The sequence below is a fragment of the Aeromicrobium senzhongii genome (assembly GCF_014334735.1).
In the GTDB taxonomy this organism is placed as follows: domain Bacteria; phylum Actinomycetota; class Actinomycetes; order Propionibacteriales; family Nocardioidaceae; genus Aeromicrobium; species Aeromicrobium senzhongii.
The window spans coordinates 2,622,796-2,638,957 of the sequence record NZ_CP060587.1; the positions used below are offsets into that span (position 1 = coordinate 2,622,796).

Below are 16,162 nucleotides of genomic sequence, written 5' to 3' on the forward strand. Positions count from 1 at the left end.
GAAAGACTGGGTCCGTGACCGCCCAGACCCTCGACGGCAAGGCCGTCGCCGCCACCATCAAGTCCGAGCTGCGTGATCGTGTCGACGCCCTGCGCGCCCGCGGCATCACGCCCGGCCTCGGCACGATCCTCGTCGGCGACGACCCGGCCAGCCGCTGGTACGTCGGCGCCAAGCACAAGGACTGCGCCGAGATCGGCATCGAGTCGATCCGCATCGACCTGCCGGCCGACGCGAGCCAGGCCGAGGTCGAGGCGGCCGTCGACGAGCTCAACGCCGACCCGAAGTGCACCCTCTACATCGTGCAGCTGCCGCTGCCGAAGGGGCTGGACGAGAACGCCGTGATCGGCCGGATCGACCCGGCGAAGGATGCCGACGGCCTGCATCCGACGAACCTGGGCTGGCTCGTGCTGGGCAAGCCCGCTCCCCTGCCGTGCACCCCGCGCGGCATCCTCGAGTTGCTGCGCCGCCACGACGTCGAGATCGCCGGCAAGCATGCCGTGGTCGTCGGCCGCGGCATCACGGTCGGCCGTCCCATGGGCCTGTTGCTGACCCGCCGCAGCGAGAACGCCACCGTCACCCTGTGCCACACCGGCACGCGCGACCTGGCGGCCGAGGTGCGCCGCGCCGACATCGTCATCGCCGCCGCGGGCGTCCCGGGCATCATCACCGGCGACATGGTCAAGCCGGGTGCCGCGTTGCTCGACGTCGGCGTCAGCCGCGACGAGAACGGCAAGATCGTCGGCGACCTCGCGCCGGACGTGTGGGACACCGCCGGCTGGGTCACCCCCAACCCCGGCGGCGTCGGGCCGATGACGCGGGCGATGCTGCTCAGCAACGTCGTCGACTTCAGCGAGGCCGCCGCCGAGGACGCCGGGTGAAGCTCCCCCGCAGCAACGGGTCGCGGATCTACCTGGTGCACCTGCTGGCGGTCGCGGTCGGGCTGGGGATGGTCGTGCTCGGCCCCTGGCGTGCGGGCCTCATGGTGATCGGTGTCTCGTTCATGGTCTCCGCGGTCGCCCGCATGGTCGTGCCGATCGACCACACCGGCATGCTGCGCGTGCGCGGCAAGCTGTTCGACGTCGTGTGGATGGGCTTCCTGGGCGTCTCGCTGCTCGTGCTGGCGATCCTCGTGCCGTCCTGAGCGGTACCCCGAGACGAAAAAGAAGCAGGGCCGCCCCGAGGGGCGGCCCTGCTTGCGTTCGCTACTCGGCTCAGATGAGGCCCAGCTGCGTGACCGCGTCGCGCTCCTCCGCGAGCTCGGCGACGCTGGCGTCGATCCGGGCGCGGCTGAACTCGTCGATCTCGAGGCCCTGGACGATCTCCCAGTCACCGTTCTTGGTGGTGACGGGGAACGAGCTGATGAGGCCCTCGGGCACACCGTAGGAGCCGTCGGACGCCACGGCCATGGAGACCCAGTCGTTCTCGGCGGAGCCGGTCAGCCAGTCGCGGGCGGCGTCGATCGTGGCCGAGGCGGCCGAGGCGGCGCTGGACGCACCGCGGGCCTCGATGATCGCGGCGCCGCGCTTGGCGACGGTCGGGATGAAGTCGTTCTCGATCCAGGCCTGGTCGTCGACGACCTCGGCGGCGTTCCGGCCGGCGATCTCGGCGTGGAAGATGTCCGGGTACTGGGTGGCCGAGTGGTTGCCCCAGATCGTCATCTTGGTGATGTCCGCGACCTTGGCGCCGGTCTTGGCGGCCAGCTGGCTGATCGCCCGGTTGTGGTCGAGGCGGGTCAGGGCGGTGAAGCGCTCGGCCGGGATGTTCGGCGCGTTCTTCATCGCGATCAGCGCGTTGGTGTTCGCCGGGTTGCCGGTGACGCCGATGCGGATGTCGTCGGCCGCGACCTCGTTGAGGGCCTTGCCCTGCGCGGTGAAGATCGCGCCGTTGGCCTCCAGCAGGTCGCCGCGCTCCATGCCCTTGGTGCGCGGACGCGCGCCCACGAGCAGGGCGAGGTTCGCGCCGTCGAAGATGTGGTTCGGGTCGTCACCGATCTCGACCGAGTCCAGCGTCGGGAACGCGCAGTCGTCGAGCTCCATCACGACGCCCTCGAGCGCCTTGAGCGCCGGGGTGATCTCGAGCAGCCGCAGCTGGATCGGGGTGTCGGGACCGAGCAGCGAGCCGCTGGCAAGACGGAAGAGAAGGCTGTAGCCGATCTGGCCGGCGGCGCCGGTGACGGCCACCTTGACAGGAGAGGTGCTCACGTCGATGTGCTCCTTGTGTGGGGTGTCTGTTGTCGAAACTAGCGCAGGACGGATTCGCCCACGCCACCGCCCGGTCAGAGGTCGTCGATCTCGTTGTCCAACGAGATCCAGTCCTTCGAGTCCTGGACGCGGGTCTGTCCGTCACGGATGACGTGCAGGGAACCGTCGACGGCGTGCAGTTCGTACCGCGTGCCGCCGGCCTCGGCGACGTAGACGTCGCGTCGCCAGTCGTATTCGCCCGGCAGGTCGACGGTGTCGCCGCCCTGGGGCTTCACCACGACGCGGAACCGGTCGCCCACGGCGTCACGGCCGCAGATCGAGGTCTTCGCCGCCGTGGTGGTGGACTTGTAGAGGATCACCGGGTAGTCGCCGCCGCACGCCAGCGAGAGACCGTCGGTCTGCTGCTGCTGCTTCGTGACGGGGGTCTGGCCGCAGTCCGGCAGCAGGCTGTCGCCCTGGGTGCCGTCGGCGTTGAAGCGCGTGTTCTCGTCCTCGCACTCCGTGACGGTGGGCACCGTCGTCGGCTCGGTCGTGGGCTTCGGCGCCGGGGCCTCGCGACTCGGGTCGACGGTCAGGACCGACTCGGTCGGCTCGGCGGTCGGGGCCGCACCGGTGGTCTGGTCGTCCCCGGAGTCGCCGCCCGAGATCATGTACCACCCGAACACCCCGAGCGTGGCCACGACAGCCAGCACGAGCAGGACAGGACGCGCACCTCGCCAACTCATCGGTCCACCCTAACGGCGACCGGACGAGGGACGAAAACGCTCACTCCCACTCGATGGTGCCCGGCGGCTTGCTCGTGACGTCGAGGACGACGCGGTTGACCTCGTCGACCTCGTTGGTGATGCGGGTGGAGATCCGCTCGAGCAGCTCGTACGGCAGGCGGCTCCAGTCGGCCGTCATGGCGTCCTCGCTCGAGACCGGACGCAGCACGATGGGGTGGCCGTAGGTGCGGCCGTCGCCCTGGACGCCGACCGAGCGCACGTCGGCCAGCAGCACGACCGGGAACTGCCAGATCTCGTTGTCGAGGCCCGCGGCCGTGGTCTCCTCGCGCACGATCGCGTCGGCGCGGCGCAGGATCTGCAGGCGCTCCTCGCTGACGGCGCCGACGATGCGGATCGCCAGTCCGGGCCCGGGGAACGGGTGCCGCGAGACGATCGCCTCGGGGATGCCCAGCTCGCGACCGACCTGACGCACCTCGTCCTTGAACAGCGTGCGCAGGGGCTCGATCAGCGAGAACTCGAGGTCCTCGGGCAGGCCGCCGACGTTGTGGTGGCTCTTGATGTTGGCCGCGCCCTCGCCGCCACCGGACTCGACGACGTCGGGGTAGAGCGTGCCCTGCACCAGGAACTTGACCGGCGCGCCCGGGGTGGCGAGCACCTCGCGCTCGGCGGCCTCGAAGGTGCGGATGAACTCGCGGCCGATGATCTTGCGCTTCTCCTCCGGGTCGGTGACGCCGTCGAGGAAGCCCAGGAACTGGTCCTGGGCGTCGACGACCTTCAGGTCGACCCCGGTGGCCGCGACGTAGTCCTTGCGGACCTGCTCGGCCTCGCCCTCGCGCAACAGGCCGTGGTCGACGAAGACGGCGGTCAGCTGGTCGCCGATCGCCTTCTGCACGAGCGCGGTCGAGACGGCCGAGTCGACTCCGCCGGACAGGGCCGAGATGACGCGCGCGTCGCCGACCTGCTCGCGGATCAGCTCGACCTGCTCCTCGACGATGTTGGCGCTGGTCCAGGTGGGCTCGCAGCCGGCGATGCCGAACAGGAAGTGCTCGAGGATCTTCTGGCCGAACTGCGAGTGCATGACCTCGGGGTGCCACTGCACCCCCGCGAGGCGGCGGTCGACGTTCTCGAAGGCGGCGACGGTGGCGCGGTCGCTCTTGGCACTGAGGGTGAAGCCCTCCGGCGCCCGGACGACCTCGTCGCCGTGGGACATCCAGCTGACGAGGGTCTCGGGCAGGCCGGCCAGCAAGGTCCCCGGCTCGAGCACCGAGACGGCCGTCCGTCCGTACTCGCGCTGACCGGTCTTGGCGACCTCGCCGCCGAGCGCCTGGGCCATGGCCATGAATCCGTAGCAGATGCCGAAGACGGCGGTGCCGGAGTCGACCAGGCCGAGCGGCAGCTGCGGGGCGCCGGTCTCGTACACCGAGGAGGGGCCGCCGGACAGGATGACGGCCTTCGGGTTCTTGGCCAGGATCTCCTCGGACGTCGCCGTGTGCGGCATGATCTCGGAGTAGACCTTCGCCTCACGCACGCGTCGCGCGATCAACTGGGCGTACTGGGCACCGAAGTCGACGACGATGACGGTGTCGTGATGGGCTTCGGCAACGGACTCAGGAGTTTCGGCGGCCACCCCCCGAGTCTAGTGCCGCCCTCGGGGCCGCCTGTAGGCACTTCGTCGGGCCGCCCCGGCGAGGGCCTCCGCGATGCGGTCAGACCTGCTCGCGAATCTCGCCGACGAGCTCCTCCAGCACGTCCTCGAGCATCACGACGCCGATCACGGTGCCGGACTCGTCGGCCACGCGGGCCATGTGCGAGCCCTTGGCCTGCATCGTGCGCAGGGCGTCGTACAGGCCGCTGGACATCCGCACCGTCGACAGGGGCCGCAGCCACTTGTCGGCGATGGGGCGGTGCCGCGAGGCGTCCTCGGTCTCGAGGACGTCCTTGATGTGCAGGTAGCCCGTCAGCTCGCCGTCGGCTCCGGCGACCGGGAACCGCGAGTAGCCGGTGCGGGCGCACGCCTCCTCGACGTCGACGGGCGTCGACCCCGGGGCGATCGTCACCAGGCTGTCGCGGGGCAGCAGCACCTGGGACACCGTGCCCTCGTGGAAGTCCAGGGCACCGGTGACCAGGCCGTACTCGTCGTCGTCGAGCAGGCCCTCCCGGCGCGACTCCTCGAGCAGGCCGGCGACCTCGTCGTGGGTGAACGTCGAGTTGACCTCGTCCTTAGGCTCGATGCCGGCCAGGCGCACCGCGCCGTTGGCGATCGCGTTGAGCGCCACCACGAGCGGCTTGAGCACCGCGATGACGCCCAGCATGAACGGACCCAGGATGAGGGCCGCCCGGTCGGGTGCCGCCAATGCCAGGTTCTTGGGCACCATCTCGCCGTAGACGACGTGCAGGAAGACCACCAGGGTCAGCGCGATCGCGAACGAGATCGGGTGCACGAGCGCGTCGGCGACCCCGAAGTACTCGAAGGCCGGCTCCAGCAGGTGCGCGATCGCGGGCTCGCTGATCGCGCCCAGGCCCAGCGAGCACATGGTGATGCCGAGCTGTGCCGCCGCCATCGCGAGGGTGACGTTCTCCATCGCCTTGAGCGCCAGCTTCGCACTGCGCTTGCCGGCCTGGGCCTCGGGCTCGAGCTGCGTGCGCCGGGCCGAGATCAGTGCGAACTCCGCCGCCACGAACAGGGCGTTCAGCAGCAGCAGGACCAAGGTCAGCAGCAACGCCGGCCAGCCGCTCATCGGTCGGCCTCCTGGTCGTCGTCCGAGTCGTCGATCGTGAGCGCGATGCGGTCGATCCGGCGGCCCTCGAGCCGCTCGACCCGCAGGCGCACGGTCAACGGCACCGCGTCGTCCTCGTCGTTCTCGGGGGTGGAGTCGACCTGCAGCACGACGACGTCGTCGCGCACCGCGAGGCGGCCCAGGCGCTCGAGCATCAGGCCGGCGATCGTCTCGTAGTCCTCGCCCTCGGGCAGCGCGACGCCGGTCTGCTCGAAGACCTCGTCCGGTCGCAGCAGACCCGACAGCGACCAGGTCCCGTCGCGGCGGTGCCGGCTCGAGTCGGACACCCGGTCGTGCTCGTCGGCGATGTCGCCGACGATCTCCTCGACGAGGTCCTCGAGCGTGACGATGCCGTCGGTGCCGCCGTACTCGTCCACGACGATCGCCATCTGATTGTTCTGGTCGCGCAACTGCACCAGCAGCGGATCGAGCTCGAGGGTGTCGGGCACCGTGGCCGCGCGCTCGGCGATCTCGGACAGGCGGACGCTGCGGCGGCGGTCGGGGTCGACCGCGACGGCCTGCTTGACGTGCACGACGCCGACCACGTCATCGGGCGAGCGACCGATCACCGGGAACTTCGAGTGCCCCGTCTGACGGGCCGCCTCGATCAGGTCCATCGCGGTGTCGCGCTCCTCGAGGAAGTGGACGCGGACGCGCGGGGTCCGCACGTCGGCCGCGGTGCGATCGCCGAAGGCGATGCTCCGGGCGACCAGTTCGGCGGTCTCGTCGTCGATCGCACCCTCGGACGCCGAGCGCAGGACGAGCGACCGCAGCTCCAGCGGCGAACGGGCGGACCGCAACTCCTCCTGCGGCTCGACACCGAGCCACAGCAGCGTGCGGTTGGCCATGTTGTTCAGGCCGCGGATGGGCCACGCCATCGCCTTGGTGAACGCGCGCTGCATCCACTGCGTGTACGCGGCCGTCTGCTGGGGCAGGGACAGCGCGAGGTTCTTGGGGATCAGCTCGCCGACCAGCATCGTCACGAAGGTGCTCAGGATCAGCGCGATCGCGTAGGACGCGGCATTGAGGCCGCCACCGGACAGGCCGATCGAGGTCAGCGGATCGTGCAGCAGCCGTCCGATCGCCGGCTCGGCCAGGAAGCCGATCGCGAGGTTGGTGATCGTGATGCCCAGCTGGGCGCCGCTCAACTGGGTCGAGAGGGAGTGGAGCGCCTTGGCCGTGCCCTGCGCACCGCGGTCGCCCGCAGCGGCCTCGCGCTCGATCGTGGCGCGGTCGACGGTGACGAAGGAGAACTCCGCGGCGACGAACACCCCGCACGCGAGCATCAGGAGGAACGACGTGAACAGCAGAAGCCATTCGGTCACAGTGCTGGGTCCTCGGATAGGGGGCGTGGACGTCCCACTCTAGCGCTGGGTTGCGAGCGGTATCCTTCTCGTCGTGCCCACGTACCAATACCGTTGCGCCGACTGTGGCGAGCAGCTCGAGGTCAAGCAGAGCTTCTCCGACGCCGCGCTGACGACGTGCCCGGCCTGCAGCGGTCAGCTGCGCAAGGTCTTCGGTGCCGCCGGCGTGGTCTTCAAGGGCTCGGGGTTCTACCGCAACGACAGCCGGTCGACCCCCGGCTCGTCGTCGGGCTCCTCCTCGTCGAGCTCGTCCACGTCCTCCTCGACGTCGTCCTCCTCGAGTTCCTCCAGCGGATCGACGGGCTCCGGCACCGCCTGAGCCCGCTGCACCCGGGCAGCTGTGGACGAACCACACCCCCGGCGCTGATCGTGCCTAGCCTCGCCGCATGGAATCGGTCGCTCGTTTCGTCCTGACCCATCGGCGTGTGCTGGCCGCGATGCTGGCCGGCCTGGCCGTGTGGTCCGCGATCACGGCGGTGACCCACTCCCCCGACTCGCGGGCCGTCGTGGTCGCCGCCCGCGACCTCGGCGGTGGCACCGTCGTGCGGGCGGCGGACCTGCAGGTCCGGCGCATCCCCGACCAGTCCGTTCCCGACGGCACCGTCACCACCGGCGACGTCACCGGGCGCGCCCTCTCGGGAGCGATGCGCGCGGGCGAGATCTTCACCGACCGACGCGTCGTCGACCCGCGCGACCTCGGAGACGGACGCGTCCTGGCCACGGTCGAGGTCCCCGCCGCCACCGGTGAGCTGCTGCGCGCGGGGGACGCCGTGGACCTGCTGGCGGTGGGCGACGAGGGTGATGCGCACCCGGTCGCCACCGGCGTCGAGGTGGTCACGGTCCGCACCGACGTCGAGCGCGAGACGGCGGTCGTCGCCGTGGCCGCCGCCCCCGCCGTGGCCACGAAGGTCGCGCGGGCCTCGGTCACCTCACGGCTCGCCGCCGTGGTGGTGGCTCGCCAGGCGCGGTGAGGCGGGCCTACTGTCGAGAGGTCAGCCCCACCATCGAAGGAGCGACCATGCTTCAAGGTTTCAAGGACTTCCTGCTGCGAGGCAACATCGTCGACCTCGCCGTCGCCGTCGTCATCGGCACCGCGTTCACCGCCCTGGTCAGTACCTTCACCGCAGCGATCATCGAGCCGATCATCAACGCGTTCGGCGGCGCCAACGTCGACGGGCTGTCGTACCAGCTGATCGAGAAGAACGACGCGACCGTCATCGACTTCGCCGCGGTCATCAACGCGATCATCACGTTCCTCATCACCGCCGCGGTGGTCTACTTCATCTTCGTCGTGCCCTCGAAGAAGCTGATGGAGCGTCTCGCCACGGGCCAGGAGGAGGAGCCCGAGGGGCCCAGCGAGGACATCCTGCTGCTGCGCGAGATCCGCGACGCCCTCGGTGGCAGCGCCACGCAGCGCGGGCCGGCCCCGGGGGTCGACCCCACGGCCTGAGGGCTCAGTCCTTGCCGTGGTGCGGGGGGACGTTCCGGCGCAGCTCGTCGTCACGCGTCGAGCCGCCGCGATCGTCGCCCCATCCCTCGGAGCGCTCGTCACGGGTCGTGGAGGGCAGCAGGTCGCCCAGCAGCCGCGCCGCGCGCTCGCGACGGGCTCGGCGGGCGGCCTCCTCGCGCTCCTCAGCCGGCACGGAACCAGTCCGGGGTCAGGACCGGCCGGCTGGGCTTCCAGCCGGTGCGGTCCATGAACAGCTGCGACGTGACCCGCTGCGAGCGGGCCAACAGCTCGAGCTTGTCGGCCGTGACGCTGAACAGCCAGCGGCGGAAGAACCGGCCGTGGCTGTGGCCCGCGACCCGGGCGATCGCGTCGACGTACTCGCGGCGCTTGAGCGGCTCGGCCCCCACGTTGTAGGCGCCACTGGGCGCGCCCAGGGCGGCGACGGCCGAGGTGCCGATGTCGAGGGGGTGCACGACGTGCATCCACGAGTCGGGGTCGCCCAGGCCGATCGGGAGGCGCTTGCGGGCTCGGTGCACGAGGAACTGCGAGTTCGGGTCGTCGCCGCAGATCAGGCCGTAGCGCAGCCGCACGGCGACGCCGCCGGCCCGCTCGACCCGCTGGGCGTGCTGCTCGGCGACGGTGAGCGGCTCGCTGACCATCGTCACGTCGATCGGGCCGGACTCGTCGATCCACTCCTCGCCGCGAGCGGCGTAGATGAGACTCAGGCTCTGCTGGATCATCAGTCCGGTGCCGCACTCGATCGCCGCGTCGGCCACCACGCCGGCGCCGATCGTGCGGATCCGGTTGATCTGGTTGAGCGATCCGGGCAGCATCGCGGCCGCTCCGACGGGGACGCGTGTGGCGAAGTTGACCACCGCGTCACAGCCACGCATCGCCCGCACCACCGAGGCACGGTCGAGGACGTCGCCCACGATGGCGGTGGCGCCGGTCGACTGCACCTGCCGGGCGGCCGTGGGCGAGCGCACGAGTCCGACGACCTCGTGCCCGGCGTTCTGCAGGGCCGGGATCGTCGCCCGTCCCATCACGCCGTTGGCGCCCGTCAGCAGGATTCGCACCCGCCGAGTCTACGGCCGATATCCGAATCGTGAGACGACTGCGGGTGCCAGGAGCGCCACACGGCCCCACTCGACCCATGTCGACCGCGTGACAGGACGGCCATGGAAAGATGGACCGGTGCGCCCCCGTAGCTCAGGGGATAGAGCAACGGTTTCCTAAACCGCAGGTCGGAGGTTCGAATCCTCTCGGGGGCACCCAGGTACGCCGGCGGCCGTCATTTCAGGCGCGACAGGGGAATGCCGCGCCGGGGCGCCCATGGGGAACGGGGACCTCCGGCGCGGCACCTTCACGCCGTCTTGGGGGAAGAACGGCGTGCTCCGGGTGCAGACACCCCCCGTGGCTCCGATGGGGCCCGGGAGAAAAAGGTCCCTCGGTCACCACGACAGTCACAACACTCACACGTGCCCCACCGTCAACACAAGCCCCCCGGCGCGCGTCGCCGTCCATGAGGTGACCCTCACACCGCTCAGGCCTCGTCACCGCGTCGGAGGTCGATGCTCAGCTCGTCGGCGTCCAGCCGGGCGAGCATCCGCCCGAGCGCAGCACTGCTGAAGGTGCCGAGCGAGCGCTCGTGCAGCAGCATCCGGCGCTGTCGCTCGATGATCTGCAGCCGCAGCCGGTTCATCACGTCGCGGTCGTGCGCGTCGTCCTCGGCCTTCTGGGTGACACGCTCGCGCAACAGCTGGGCCTGGTCCGTCGGATCGGCGTCGTCCAGGACCTCGTTGGCCGCCTCCAGCATCCGGGCGTCCAACTGCTCCCACTCCTGGGTCGACTCCTGCTCGCGCCCCGCCAGACCGAGCAGACGCACCAGCACCGACAGCGTGCCGCCCTGCACGACCAAGGAGATCAGCGCCACGAAGAAGGCCACCAGGACCAACAGCGAACGACCGTCGGTCTCGGTGGGCAGCGTCTGGGCCGCGGCCAGCGTCACGACGCCGCGCATGCCCGCCCAGACGAGCACGAGACCCTCGCCCCGCCCGAACCGCGAGGCGTCGTAGAAGTCGATGTCGGCGGCCACCCGGCGCAGACGGCGGCGCGAGCGGGCCGCGCGCGGATGGCGACTGTGCTCGACCTGCGAGCGCCACCGGTCGATCGCCTCGCGGACCTGCGGCGAGCGGCGTTCACGACGACGCTCCATGAGCACGATGGTCGCCGTGTAGCCCGCACGGATGGCCAACGCCACGACGAGGGCCACGGCGGCCAGCGTGAAGGCGCGCGCGACTCCCCCATCGGTGGTCTCCTCGACGTCCTGGACGAGCGCCGAGACCTCCAGTCCCATCGCGAGGAAGACCACGCCCTCGAGGAGGACCTCAATCGTGCGCCAGTTCTGGTGGTCGGAGAGCCGCTGGCGCGGGCCCAGGTGCTTCGCCCGGCCGTGACCGGTCACGAGGCCCGCGGTGACCGCCGCGACCAGGCCGGAGGCGCCCAGGTGCTCCGCCGGCAGGTAGGCCAGGAACGGCACCGTGAAGGAGATCGCGGTCGTCACGGCCGCGTCCTCGATCCGCGCCCGGATGCGCAGCAGCACCGCGCCGACCAGCCACCCGATCGAGACGGCGCCGACGACCGCCCACACGAAGTCGCCCAGGACGCCGGCGGCGCTCACGCCGGCCCCGGTCGCGGCCACGGCGGTCCGCAGCAGCACCAGCGCCGTGGCGTCGTTGAGCAGGCTCTCGCCCTCCAGCACCGTGACCACGCGCGAGGGAGCGCCGAGGCGCCGCGCGATCGAGGTGGCGACCGCGTCCGTGGGGCTGACGATGGCGCCCAGCGCCACCGCCATCGGGTAGTCGATGCCGTCGATCAGCAGGGTGAACAGGCCGCCGAGCACCAAGGAGCTCACGACGACGAGCAGGACCGACAGCCCGCTGATCGTGCGGAAGTCGCGCCGGAAGTCCATCGTCGGCATGTTGACGGCGGTGGAGTACAGCAGTGGTGGCAGGAGCCCCGACAAGATGAACTCCGGCTCGATGACGAACTCGGGAGTGAACGGCAGCAGGCTGACGACCATGCCCACCGCCAGCAGCACGAGCGGGGAGGCGATGCCGATCCGCGGCGCCAGCGCCGAGGCCGCCGTGATCGCCACGATGACGAGAACGGCGATCTGGATCGACTCCATGGCGGTCAGCGTAGGCGAGCGGGCTCTCAGGCGAGCATGTCGCGCACGAGCGGGGCCACCCGGGCCCCGTACAGCTCGATGCTGCGCATCAGCTGCTCGTGCGGCATCGCGCCGTTGGCGTACTTCAGGTCGAACCGGCTGACGCCCAGTGCCTCCATGTTGGTGGCGATCTTGCGGGCGACGGTCTCGGGCGACCCGACGTACAGGGCGCCCTCGGGGCTGGCGTCGCGCTCGAACTGGATCCGCGTGGTGGGCGGCCAGCCGCGCTCGCGGCCGATGCGGTCGCGCTGGGCCTGGAAGTGGGGGAACAGCTCGTCGCGGGCCTGCTCGTCGCTCGGTGCGACGTGGCCGGGCGAGTGCATCCCGATCGGCAGCGGCTCGACGCCGTCGGCGGCCAACAGATCGCGGTAGTAGTTCGCCAGCGGCACGAACTGCGCCGGGGGCCCGCCGATGATCGCCAGCATGAGCGGCAGCCGGTAGTGCGCCGCCCGCACGACCGACTGCGGCGTGCCGCCGACGCCGATCCACGCCTTGAGCCGGCCCGACTCGGTGGGCGGGTACACGCGCTGGTCCGTCAGCGGCGGACGGATCGAGCCGGACCACGTCACGGGCTCCTCGGTCAGCAGGGCCGTGAACAGGTCGAGCTTCTCGGCGAAGAGCCGCTCGTAGTCGGCCAGCTCGAAGCCGAACAGCGGGAAGGACTCGGTGAACGACCCGCGGCCCAAGATGACCTCGGCGCGGCCGTTCGAGAGGGCGTCGAGCGTCGAGAAGCGCTCGAAGACGCGGATCGGGTCGTCGGAGCTGAGCACCGTGACGGCCGAGCCGAGGTGGATCCGCTCGGTGCGCGCAGCGATCGCGCCCAGGACGACGTCGGGGGCGGTGATCGCGAAGTCGTCGCGGTGGTGCTCGCCCAGTCCGATGAAGCTCAGGCCCACGCGGTCGGCCAGCACCGCCTGGTCGACGACCTGCCGCAGCACGACGGCCTGGTGGAGCGGGGCACCGTCGGGACCCGCCGCGACGTCGCCGAAGGTGTCCAGGCCCAGCTCGACGGCGGCCGGATCGATGCTCGAGGTCATCGCCCCACCCTAGTGCCGGAGGCTGGCCCCGATCAGCGCCAGCGGCGGATGCTGTAGACCAGCAGCACGAGGGCGATCAGGTCCGAGAACCAGATGCCGACCGCACCGACCCAGCCGGCGGCGGGCAGCTCGGGGCCGAAGCCGACGCCGAGGATCTCGAACTCGGGGATCTGCGGGGACAGGAACCAGACCAGCCCCACGGCGCCGACCCAGATGATGCCCAGGACGCTGACCAGGATGCGCGGGATGGTGGCGACGCCGTACTGGGCGGCCTCCATGGCCTTCGCCTCGAGCGGGTCGACCAGCCGGTCGGCCCACGTGTAGTGGCGCGCCAGCAGGACGATGCCGCCGAACATGCCCAGCAGGCCGGGACCGGGCATGACCAGCATGAGGATGCCCAGGACGACGAGGGTCCAGCCCAGTGCCTCGGAGCCGGTGCGCTCGAACCAGCCCCGCACGCGTGCGCCGATCGTCATGGCGCAAGCATGCCAGCCGGGCTGCAACCCCAGACCGGACGAGGAGGAGTGCGGCTCACCGCGAGACGAAGATGTGGGCGGCGGCTTCGGGATCGATCTCGGCCGTCTCGGACTGACGTGCGACGACGAGGCCGTCGTGGCCCCGCGAGGCCAGGACGTCGTTGCCGGGCAGGGCGCCGACACGGCGCAGCACGGACATGACCTCGGTGTCCTTCTGCAGCTCCTCGGCGATCCGGCGCACGACCACGCGCACCGGCTCCTCGCCGATCGCGGCGGTCAGCAGGGACTGCACGCCGTCGAGGAAGTCGATCGGCGTCTCGTCCTGACCCAGCTCGCCCAGGCCGGGGATCGGGTTGCCGTACGGAGACTCGGTCGGGTGGCCGAGCAGCTCGATGAGCCGGCGCTCGACCTGCTCGGACATCACGTGCTCCCAGCGACAGGCCTCTTCGTGGACGTACTCGATCTCCAGACCGATGACGTCGGTGAGCAGCCGCTCGGCGAGCCGGTGCTTGCGCATCACGCGGATGGCCAGCGAGCGGCCGCGCTCGGAGAGCTCGAGGTGTCGGTCGCCCTCGACCGTCAGCAGTCCGTCGCGCTCCATGCGCGCCACCGTCTGGCTGACCGTCGGGCCACTTTGGTGGAGGCGCTCGGCGATCCGCGCGCGCAGCGGGATGATCCCCTCCTCCTCCAGCTCGAAGATGGTCCTCAGGTACATCTCGGTGGTGTCGATGAGCTCGCTCACGCGGCCATTGTTCCATGCCGGGACCAATCAAAGGTCCGCCGACCTGCACCCCCGTCCCCGGCGGGAGAGGATGCACTCATGCCCGTCGCGCTGATGTGGTTCCGCAGCGACCTGCGGCTCCGCGACCACCCGGCGCTGCGCGCCGCCGTGGCCGCGGGCACGGACGGCGTCGTGCCCGTCTTCGTCCTCGACGACCACCTCGACGTGACGCGGATGCCGGTCCGCGCGGCCTACCTGACGCGGCTGCTCGCGGAGTTCGACGAGCGGATCGGTGGCCTGCACCTCGTCCGAGGTCGCCCGGAGGTCGAGATCCTGCGGCTCGTGCAGCAGACGGGCGCCACCAGCGTGCACGTGACGGCCGCCCACACGCCGTACGGGCTGCGCCGCGACCAGGCGGTCGCCGAGGCGCTCGGCACCATCCCTCTCGTGCGCACCGGGTCGGGCTACGCCGTCGACCCGGGCACGATCCGCAAGGCCGACGGCACGGCCTACCGGGTCTTCACGCCGTTCTTCCGGTCCTGGCAGGACCGGGGCACCGATCGGCCGGTGGAGCCGATCGATCCTGCAGGCATCCCCTGGCTCCGGCCCGGCGGAGGGACGGACCTGCCGGAGGCCGAGCCGCCGGACGGAGTCGCGCTCCCGCCCGTCGGCGAGCGCGCCGCGCTCGAGCACTGGCACCGGTGGCTCGACGACCACGTCGATGCCTACGCCACCGAGCGCGACCGACCCGACCTCGACACCACCTCGCGGATGTCGGTGCACCTGAAGTGGGGGACGGTGCACCCGCGCACCCTGCTGGCCGACCTGGCCGAGCGCGCCTCGGACGGGGCTCGCGCCTACGAACGTCAGCTGGCCTTCCGCGAGTTCTACGCCGACGTGCTGCACGAGCGGCCGGACTCGGCCCACGGCTACTACGACCGCCGGTACGAGCGCATGCGGTACGACGAGCCGGCCGGCGATTTCGAGGCGTGGCAGCAGGGCCGCACCGGCTTCCCGTTCATCGATGCCGGGATGCGCCAGTTGCTCGCCGAGGGCTGGATGCACAACCGGGCGCGGATGGCAGTGGCCAGCTTCCTGGTGAAGGACCTGCACCTGGAGTGGACCCACGGCGCGCACTGGTTCCTGGAGCGACTCGTCGACGCCGACCTGGCGAACAACCAGCACGGCTGGCAGTGGGTCGCCGGCTGCGGCACGGACGCTGCCCCGTACTTCCGCGTCTTCAACCCCGTCGCCCAGGGTCGGCGCCTCGACCCCGACGGGACCTACGTCCGGCGCTGGGTGCCAGAGCTGCGCGACGTCCCGGGTCCGGCCGTGCACGAGCCCTGGACCCTCGACGCACCGCCGGCCGACTATCCGCCGCCCTTGGTCGATCACGCGCTCGAGCGGGCGGAGGCACTGCGCCGGCACGCCGACCTCGGGCGATAGCGTCGAGGCATGGTCACCATCGCGCGCCAGTTCAACGGTCCCCCCGACTCCGGCAACGGTGGTTGGGTCAGCGGTCTGGTCGCCGAGGCGTGGCTCGGCCGGGGTCACGCCGGCCCGACGACGGCGCGCCTGCGGATGCCGCCTCCGCTGGACACTCCCCTGGCCTGGGAGCACGACGCCGACGAGACCCGCCTGATGACCCACGGCGGCGCGGTCGTGGGCACGGCGGGACCGGGGGCGTTCACGCGTGATGCTCCGCCGTTCGCCGACGCCGAGACCGTCACGGCGGGACTCAAGGCCTACCCCGGCTTCACCACGCACCCGTTCGACCAGTGCTTCACGTGCGGCACCGCGCGCGGCGAGGGCGACGGCCTGCGGATCTTCAGCGGCCCGGTGGGTGGCGATCTGACCGCGGCGCCGTGGCACGTGCACGAAGCGCTCGTCGAGGCGGACGGCACGGCCGGCACGCCGATCGCCTGGGCCGCGCTGGACTGCCCCGGCGGATGGGCGGCCGACTTCTCGGCGCAGCCGATGGTGCTGGGAACCATGACGGCCGAGGTGTACTCCTCCCCCGTCGCCGGCCGGACCTATCACGCGGTCGGGCAGCTGGCCCGCCGCGAAGGCCGCAAGTTCTTCACCAGCACCGCGCTCCACACCCCCGAGGGCGAGCTCGTCGGCCGCTCGGAGCAGGTCTGGATCCAGATCGACCTGGCCACCTTCGGCAGCTGACCCGCCC

At 71.2% G+C, this 16,162-nt stretch carries 18 protein-coding genes and 1 tRNA gene; 8 read left to right on the plus strand and 11 right to left on the minus strand.

Going from position 1 to position 16,162, the window contains the following annotated elements; genetic code table 11:
- Nucleotides 1–14 precede the first annotated feature (14 nt).
- A complete protein-coding gene (locus tag H9L21_RS12925) occupies nucleotides 15–878 on the plus strand; it encodes a bifunctional methylenetetrahydrofolate dehydrogenase/methenyltetrahydrofolate cyclohydrolase (RefSeq protein WP_187411547.1) in 864 nt (287 codons plus the stop codon).
- Nucleotides 875–1,141 (plus strand): DUF3017 domain-containing protein, encoded by a 267-nt coding sequence (locus H9L21_RS12930; RefSeq protein ID WP_154596562.1) that lies wholly within the window; start codon nucleotides 875–877, stop codon nucleotides 1,139–1,141. Before H9L21_RS12925 ends, H9L21_RS12930 begins: the two co-directional genes overlap by 4 nt.
- Before the next feature lie 70 nt (nucleotides 1,142–1,211).
- Here H9L21_RS12930 and H9L21_RS12935 read toward each other — a convergent pair whose 3' ends face one another.
- From H9L21_RS12935 to H9L21_RS12955, 5 genes are all read right to left on the minus strand, one after another.
- Entirely contained in the window at nucleotides 1,212–2,201 is a 990-nt protein-coding gene (locus H9L21_RS12935) for a malate dehydrogenase (RefSeq protein ID WP_187411548.1), read from the minus strand.
- 74 nt (nucleotides 2,202–2,275) lie between these two features.
- Nucleotides 2,276–2,926 (minus strand): hypothetical protein, encoded by a 651-nt coding sequence (locus H9L21_RS12940; RefSeq protein ID WP_154596560.1) that lies wholly within the window; start codon nucleotides 2,924–2,926, stop codon nucleotides 2,276–2,278.
- A 40-nt stretch (nucleotides 2,927–2,966) separates the two neighbouring features.
- On the minus strand, nucleotides 2,967–4,553 hold the full coding sequence (gene guaA, locus H9L21_RS12945; protein ID WP_187411549.1) for a glutamine-hydrolyzing GMP synthase: 1,587 nt from the start codon (nucleotides 4,551–4,553) through the stop codon (nucleotides 2,967–2,969).
- A 79-nt stretch (nucleotides 4,554–4,632) separates the two neighbouring features.
- Nucleotides 4,633–5,664, minus strand: a complete 1,032-nt coding sequence (locus tag H9L21_RS12950) for a hemolysin family protein (RefSeq protein ID WP_154596559.1) — start codon at nucleotides 5,662–5,664, stop codon at nucleotides 4,633–4,635.
- A complete protein-coding gene (locus tag H9L21_RS12955) occupies nucleotides 5,661–7,028 on the minus strand; it encodes a hemolysin family protein (RefSeq protein WP_187411550.1) in 1,368 nt (455 codons plus the stop codon). The genes H9L21_RS12950 and H9L21_RS12955 overlap by 4 nt, the downstream gene beginning before the upstream one ends.
- A 73-nt stretch (nucleotides 7,029–7,101) precedes the next feature.
- Between H9L21_RS12955 and H9L21_RS12960 the strand changes: the two genes are divergently transcribed.
- The 3 genes from H9L21_RS12960 to mscL all read left to right on the plus strand — a co-directional run bounded on the left by H9L21_RS12960 (nucleotide 7,102) and on the right by mscL (nucleotide 8,517).
- A complete protein-coding gene (locus H9L21_RS12960; RefSeq protein ID WP_187411551.1) occupies nucleotides 7,102–7,386 on the plus strand; it encodes an FmdB family zinc ribbon protein in 285 nt (94 codons plus the stop codon).
- 67 nt (nucleotides 7,387–7,453) lie between these two features.
- Nucleotides 7,454–8,038, plus strand: a complete 585-nt coding sequence (locus H9L21_RS12965) for an SAF domain-containing protein (protein ID WP_154596558.1) — start codon at nucleotides 7,454–7,456, stop codon at nucleotides 8,036–8,038.
- 47 nt (nucleotides 8,039–8,085) lie between these two features.
- Nucleotides 8,086–8,517 (plus strand): large conductance mechanosensitive channel protein MscL, encoded by a 432-nt coding sequence (gene mscL, locus H9L21_RS12970; protein WP_154596557.1) that lies wholly within the window; start codon nucleotides 8,086–8,088, stop codon nucleotides 8,515–8,517.
- A 4-nt stretch (nucleotides 8,518–8,521) separates the two neighbouring features.
- Here the strand turns inward: mscL and H9L21_RS12975 are convergent, their stop codons facing one another.
- Together H9L21_RS12975 and H9L21_RS12980 are read right to left on the minus strand one after the other, a co-directional pair.
- On the minus strand, nucleotides 8,522–8,710 hold the full coding sequence (locus tag H9L21_RS12975; protein WP_154596556.1) for a hypothetical protein: 189 nt from the start codon (nucleotides 8,708–8,710) through the stop codon (nucleotides 8,522–8,524).
- A complete protein-coding gene (locus H9L21_RS12980) occupies nucleotides 8,700–9,593 on the minus strand; it encodes an NAD-dependent epimerase/dehydratase family protein (RefSeq protein WP_154596555.1) in 894 nt (297 codons plus the stop codon). The genes H9L21_RS12975 and H9L21_RS12980 overlap by 11 nt, the downstream gene beginning before the upstream one ends.
- Nucleotides 9,594–9,715: 122 nt before the next feature.
- On the opposite strand from H9L21_RS12980, the gene H9L21_RS12985 reads away from it, so the two are divergent.
- Nucleotides 9,716–9,788 (plus strand) — tRNA-Arg (locus H9L21_RS12985).
- Between the two features lie 272 nt (nucleotides 9,789–10,060).
- Here the strand turns inward: H9L21_RS12985 and H9L21_RS12990 are convergent.
- Genes H9L21_RS12990 through H9L21_RS13005 form a run of 4 tightly spaced genes read right to left on the minus strand, consistent with a single transcriptional unit; the run spans nucleotide 10,061 to nucleotide 14,001 of the window.
- The gene (locus tag H9L21_RS12990) at nucleotides 10,061–11,707 is read right to left on the minus strand and encodes a cation:proton antiporter (protein ID WP_154596554.1); all 1,647 of its coding nucleotides are present in this window, start codon (nucleotides 11,705–11,707) and stop codon (nucleotides 10,061–10,063) included.
- Between the two features lie 26 nt (nucleotides 11,708–11,733).
- Nucleotides 11,734–12,783 (minus strand): LLM class flavin-dependent oxidoreductase, encoded by a 1,050-nt coding sequence (locus H9L21_RS12995; RefSeq protein ID WP_154596553.1) that lies wholly within the window; start codon nucleotides 12,781–12,783, stop codon nucleotides 11,734–11,736.
- A 32-nt stretch (nucleotides 12,784–12,815) separates the two neighbouring features.
- Entirely contained in the window at nucleotides 12,816–13,259 is a 444-nt protein-coding gene (locus H9L21_RS13000) for a PGPGW domain-containing protein (RefSeq protein ID WP_154596552.1), read from the minus strand.
- Between the two features lie 55 nt (nucleotides 13,260–13,314).
- On the minus strand, nucleotides 13,315–14,001 hold the full coding sequence (locus tag H9L21_RS13005; protein WP_187411552.1) for an iron-dependent transcriptional repressor DtxR: 687 nt from the start codon (nucleotides 13,999–14,001) through the stop codon (nucleotides 13,315–13,317).
- Between the two features lie 78 nt (nucleotides 14,002–14,079).
- Between H9L21_RS13005 and H9L21_RS13010 the strand changes: the two genes are divergently transcribed.
- On the plus strand, nucleotides 14,080–15,426 hold the full coding sequence (locus H9L21_RS13010; protein ID WP_154596551.1) for a cryptochrome/photolyase family protein: 1,347 nt from the start codon (nucleotides 14,080–14,082) through the stop codon (nucleotides 15,424–15,426).
- A gap of 9 nt (nucleotides 15,427–15,435) precedes the next feature.
- Nucleotides 15,436–16,155 (plus strand): hypothetical protein, encoded by a 720-nt coding sequence (locus H9L21_RS13015; protein ID WP_154596550.1) that lies wholly within the window; start codon nucleotides 15,436–15,438, stop codon nucleotides 16,153–16,155.
- Nucleotides 16,156–16,162: the final 7 nt, after the last annotated feature.

Excerpts from the sequence above, each read along its gene's own strand:
- H9L21_RS12965 (WP_154596558.1), top strand. The coding sequence starts at position 7,454 with ATGGAATCGGTCGCTCGTTTCGTCCTGACCCATCGGCGTGTGCTGGCC.
- H9L21_RS12940 (WP_154596560.1), bottom strand. The coding sequence starts at position 2,926 with ATGAGTTGGCGAGGTGCGCGTCCTGTCCTGCTCGTGCTGGCTGTCGTG.
- H9L21_RS13000 (WP_154596552.1), bottom strand. The coding sequence starts at position 13,259 with ATGACGATCGGCGCACGCGTGCGGGGCTGGTTCGAGCGCACCGGCTCC.
- H9L21_RS13015 (WP_154596550.1), top strand. The coding sequence starts at position 15,436 with ATGGTCACCATCGCGCGCCAGTTCAACGGTCCCCCCGACTCCGGCAAC.
- H9L21_RS12990 (WP_154596554.1), bottom strand. The coding sequence starts at position 11,707 with ATGGAGTCGATCCAGATCGCCGTTCTCGTCATCGTGGCGATCACGGCG.
- H9L21_RS12995 (WP_154596553.1), bottom strand. The coding sequence starts at position 12,783 with ATGACCTCGAGCATCGATCCGGCCGCCGTCGAGCTGGGCCTGGACACC.
- H9L21_RS12950 (WP_154596559.1), bottom strand. The coding sequence starts at position 5,664 with ATGAGCGGCTGGCCGGCGTTGCTGCTGACCTTGGTCCTGCTGCTGCTG.
- H9L21_RS13010 (WP_154596551.1), top strand. The coding sequence starts at position 14,080 with ATGCCCGTCGCGCTGATGTGGTTCCGCAGCGACCTGCGGCTCCGCGAC.
- mscL (WP_154596557.1), top strand. The coding sequence starts at position 8,086 with ATGCTTCAAGGTTTCAAGGACTTCCTGCTGCGAGGCAACATCGTCGAC.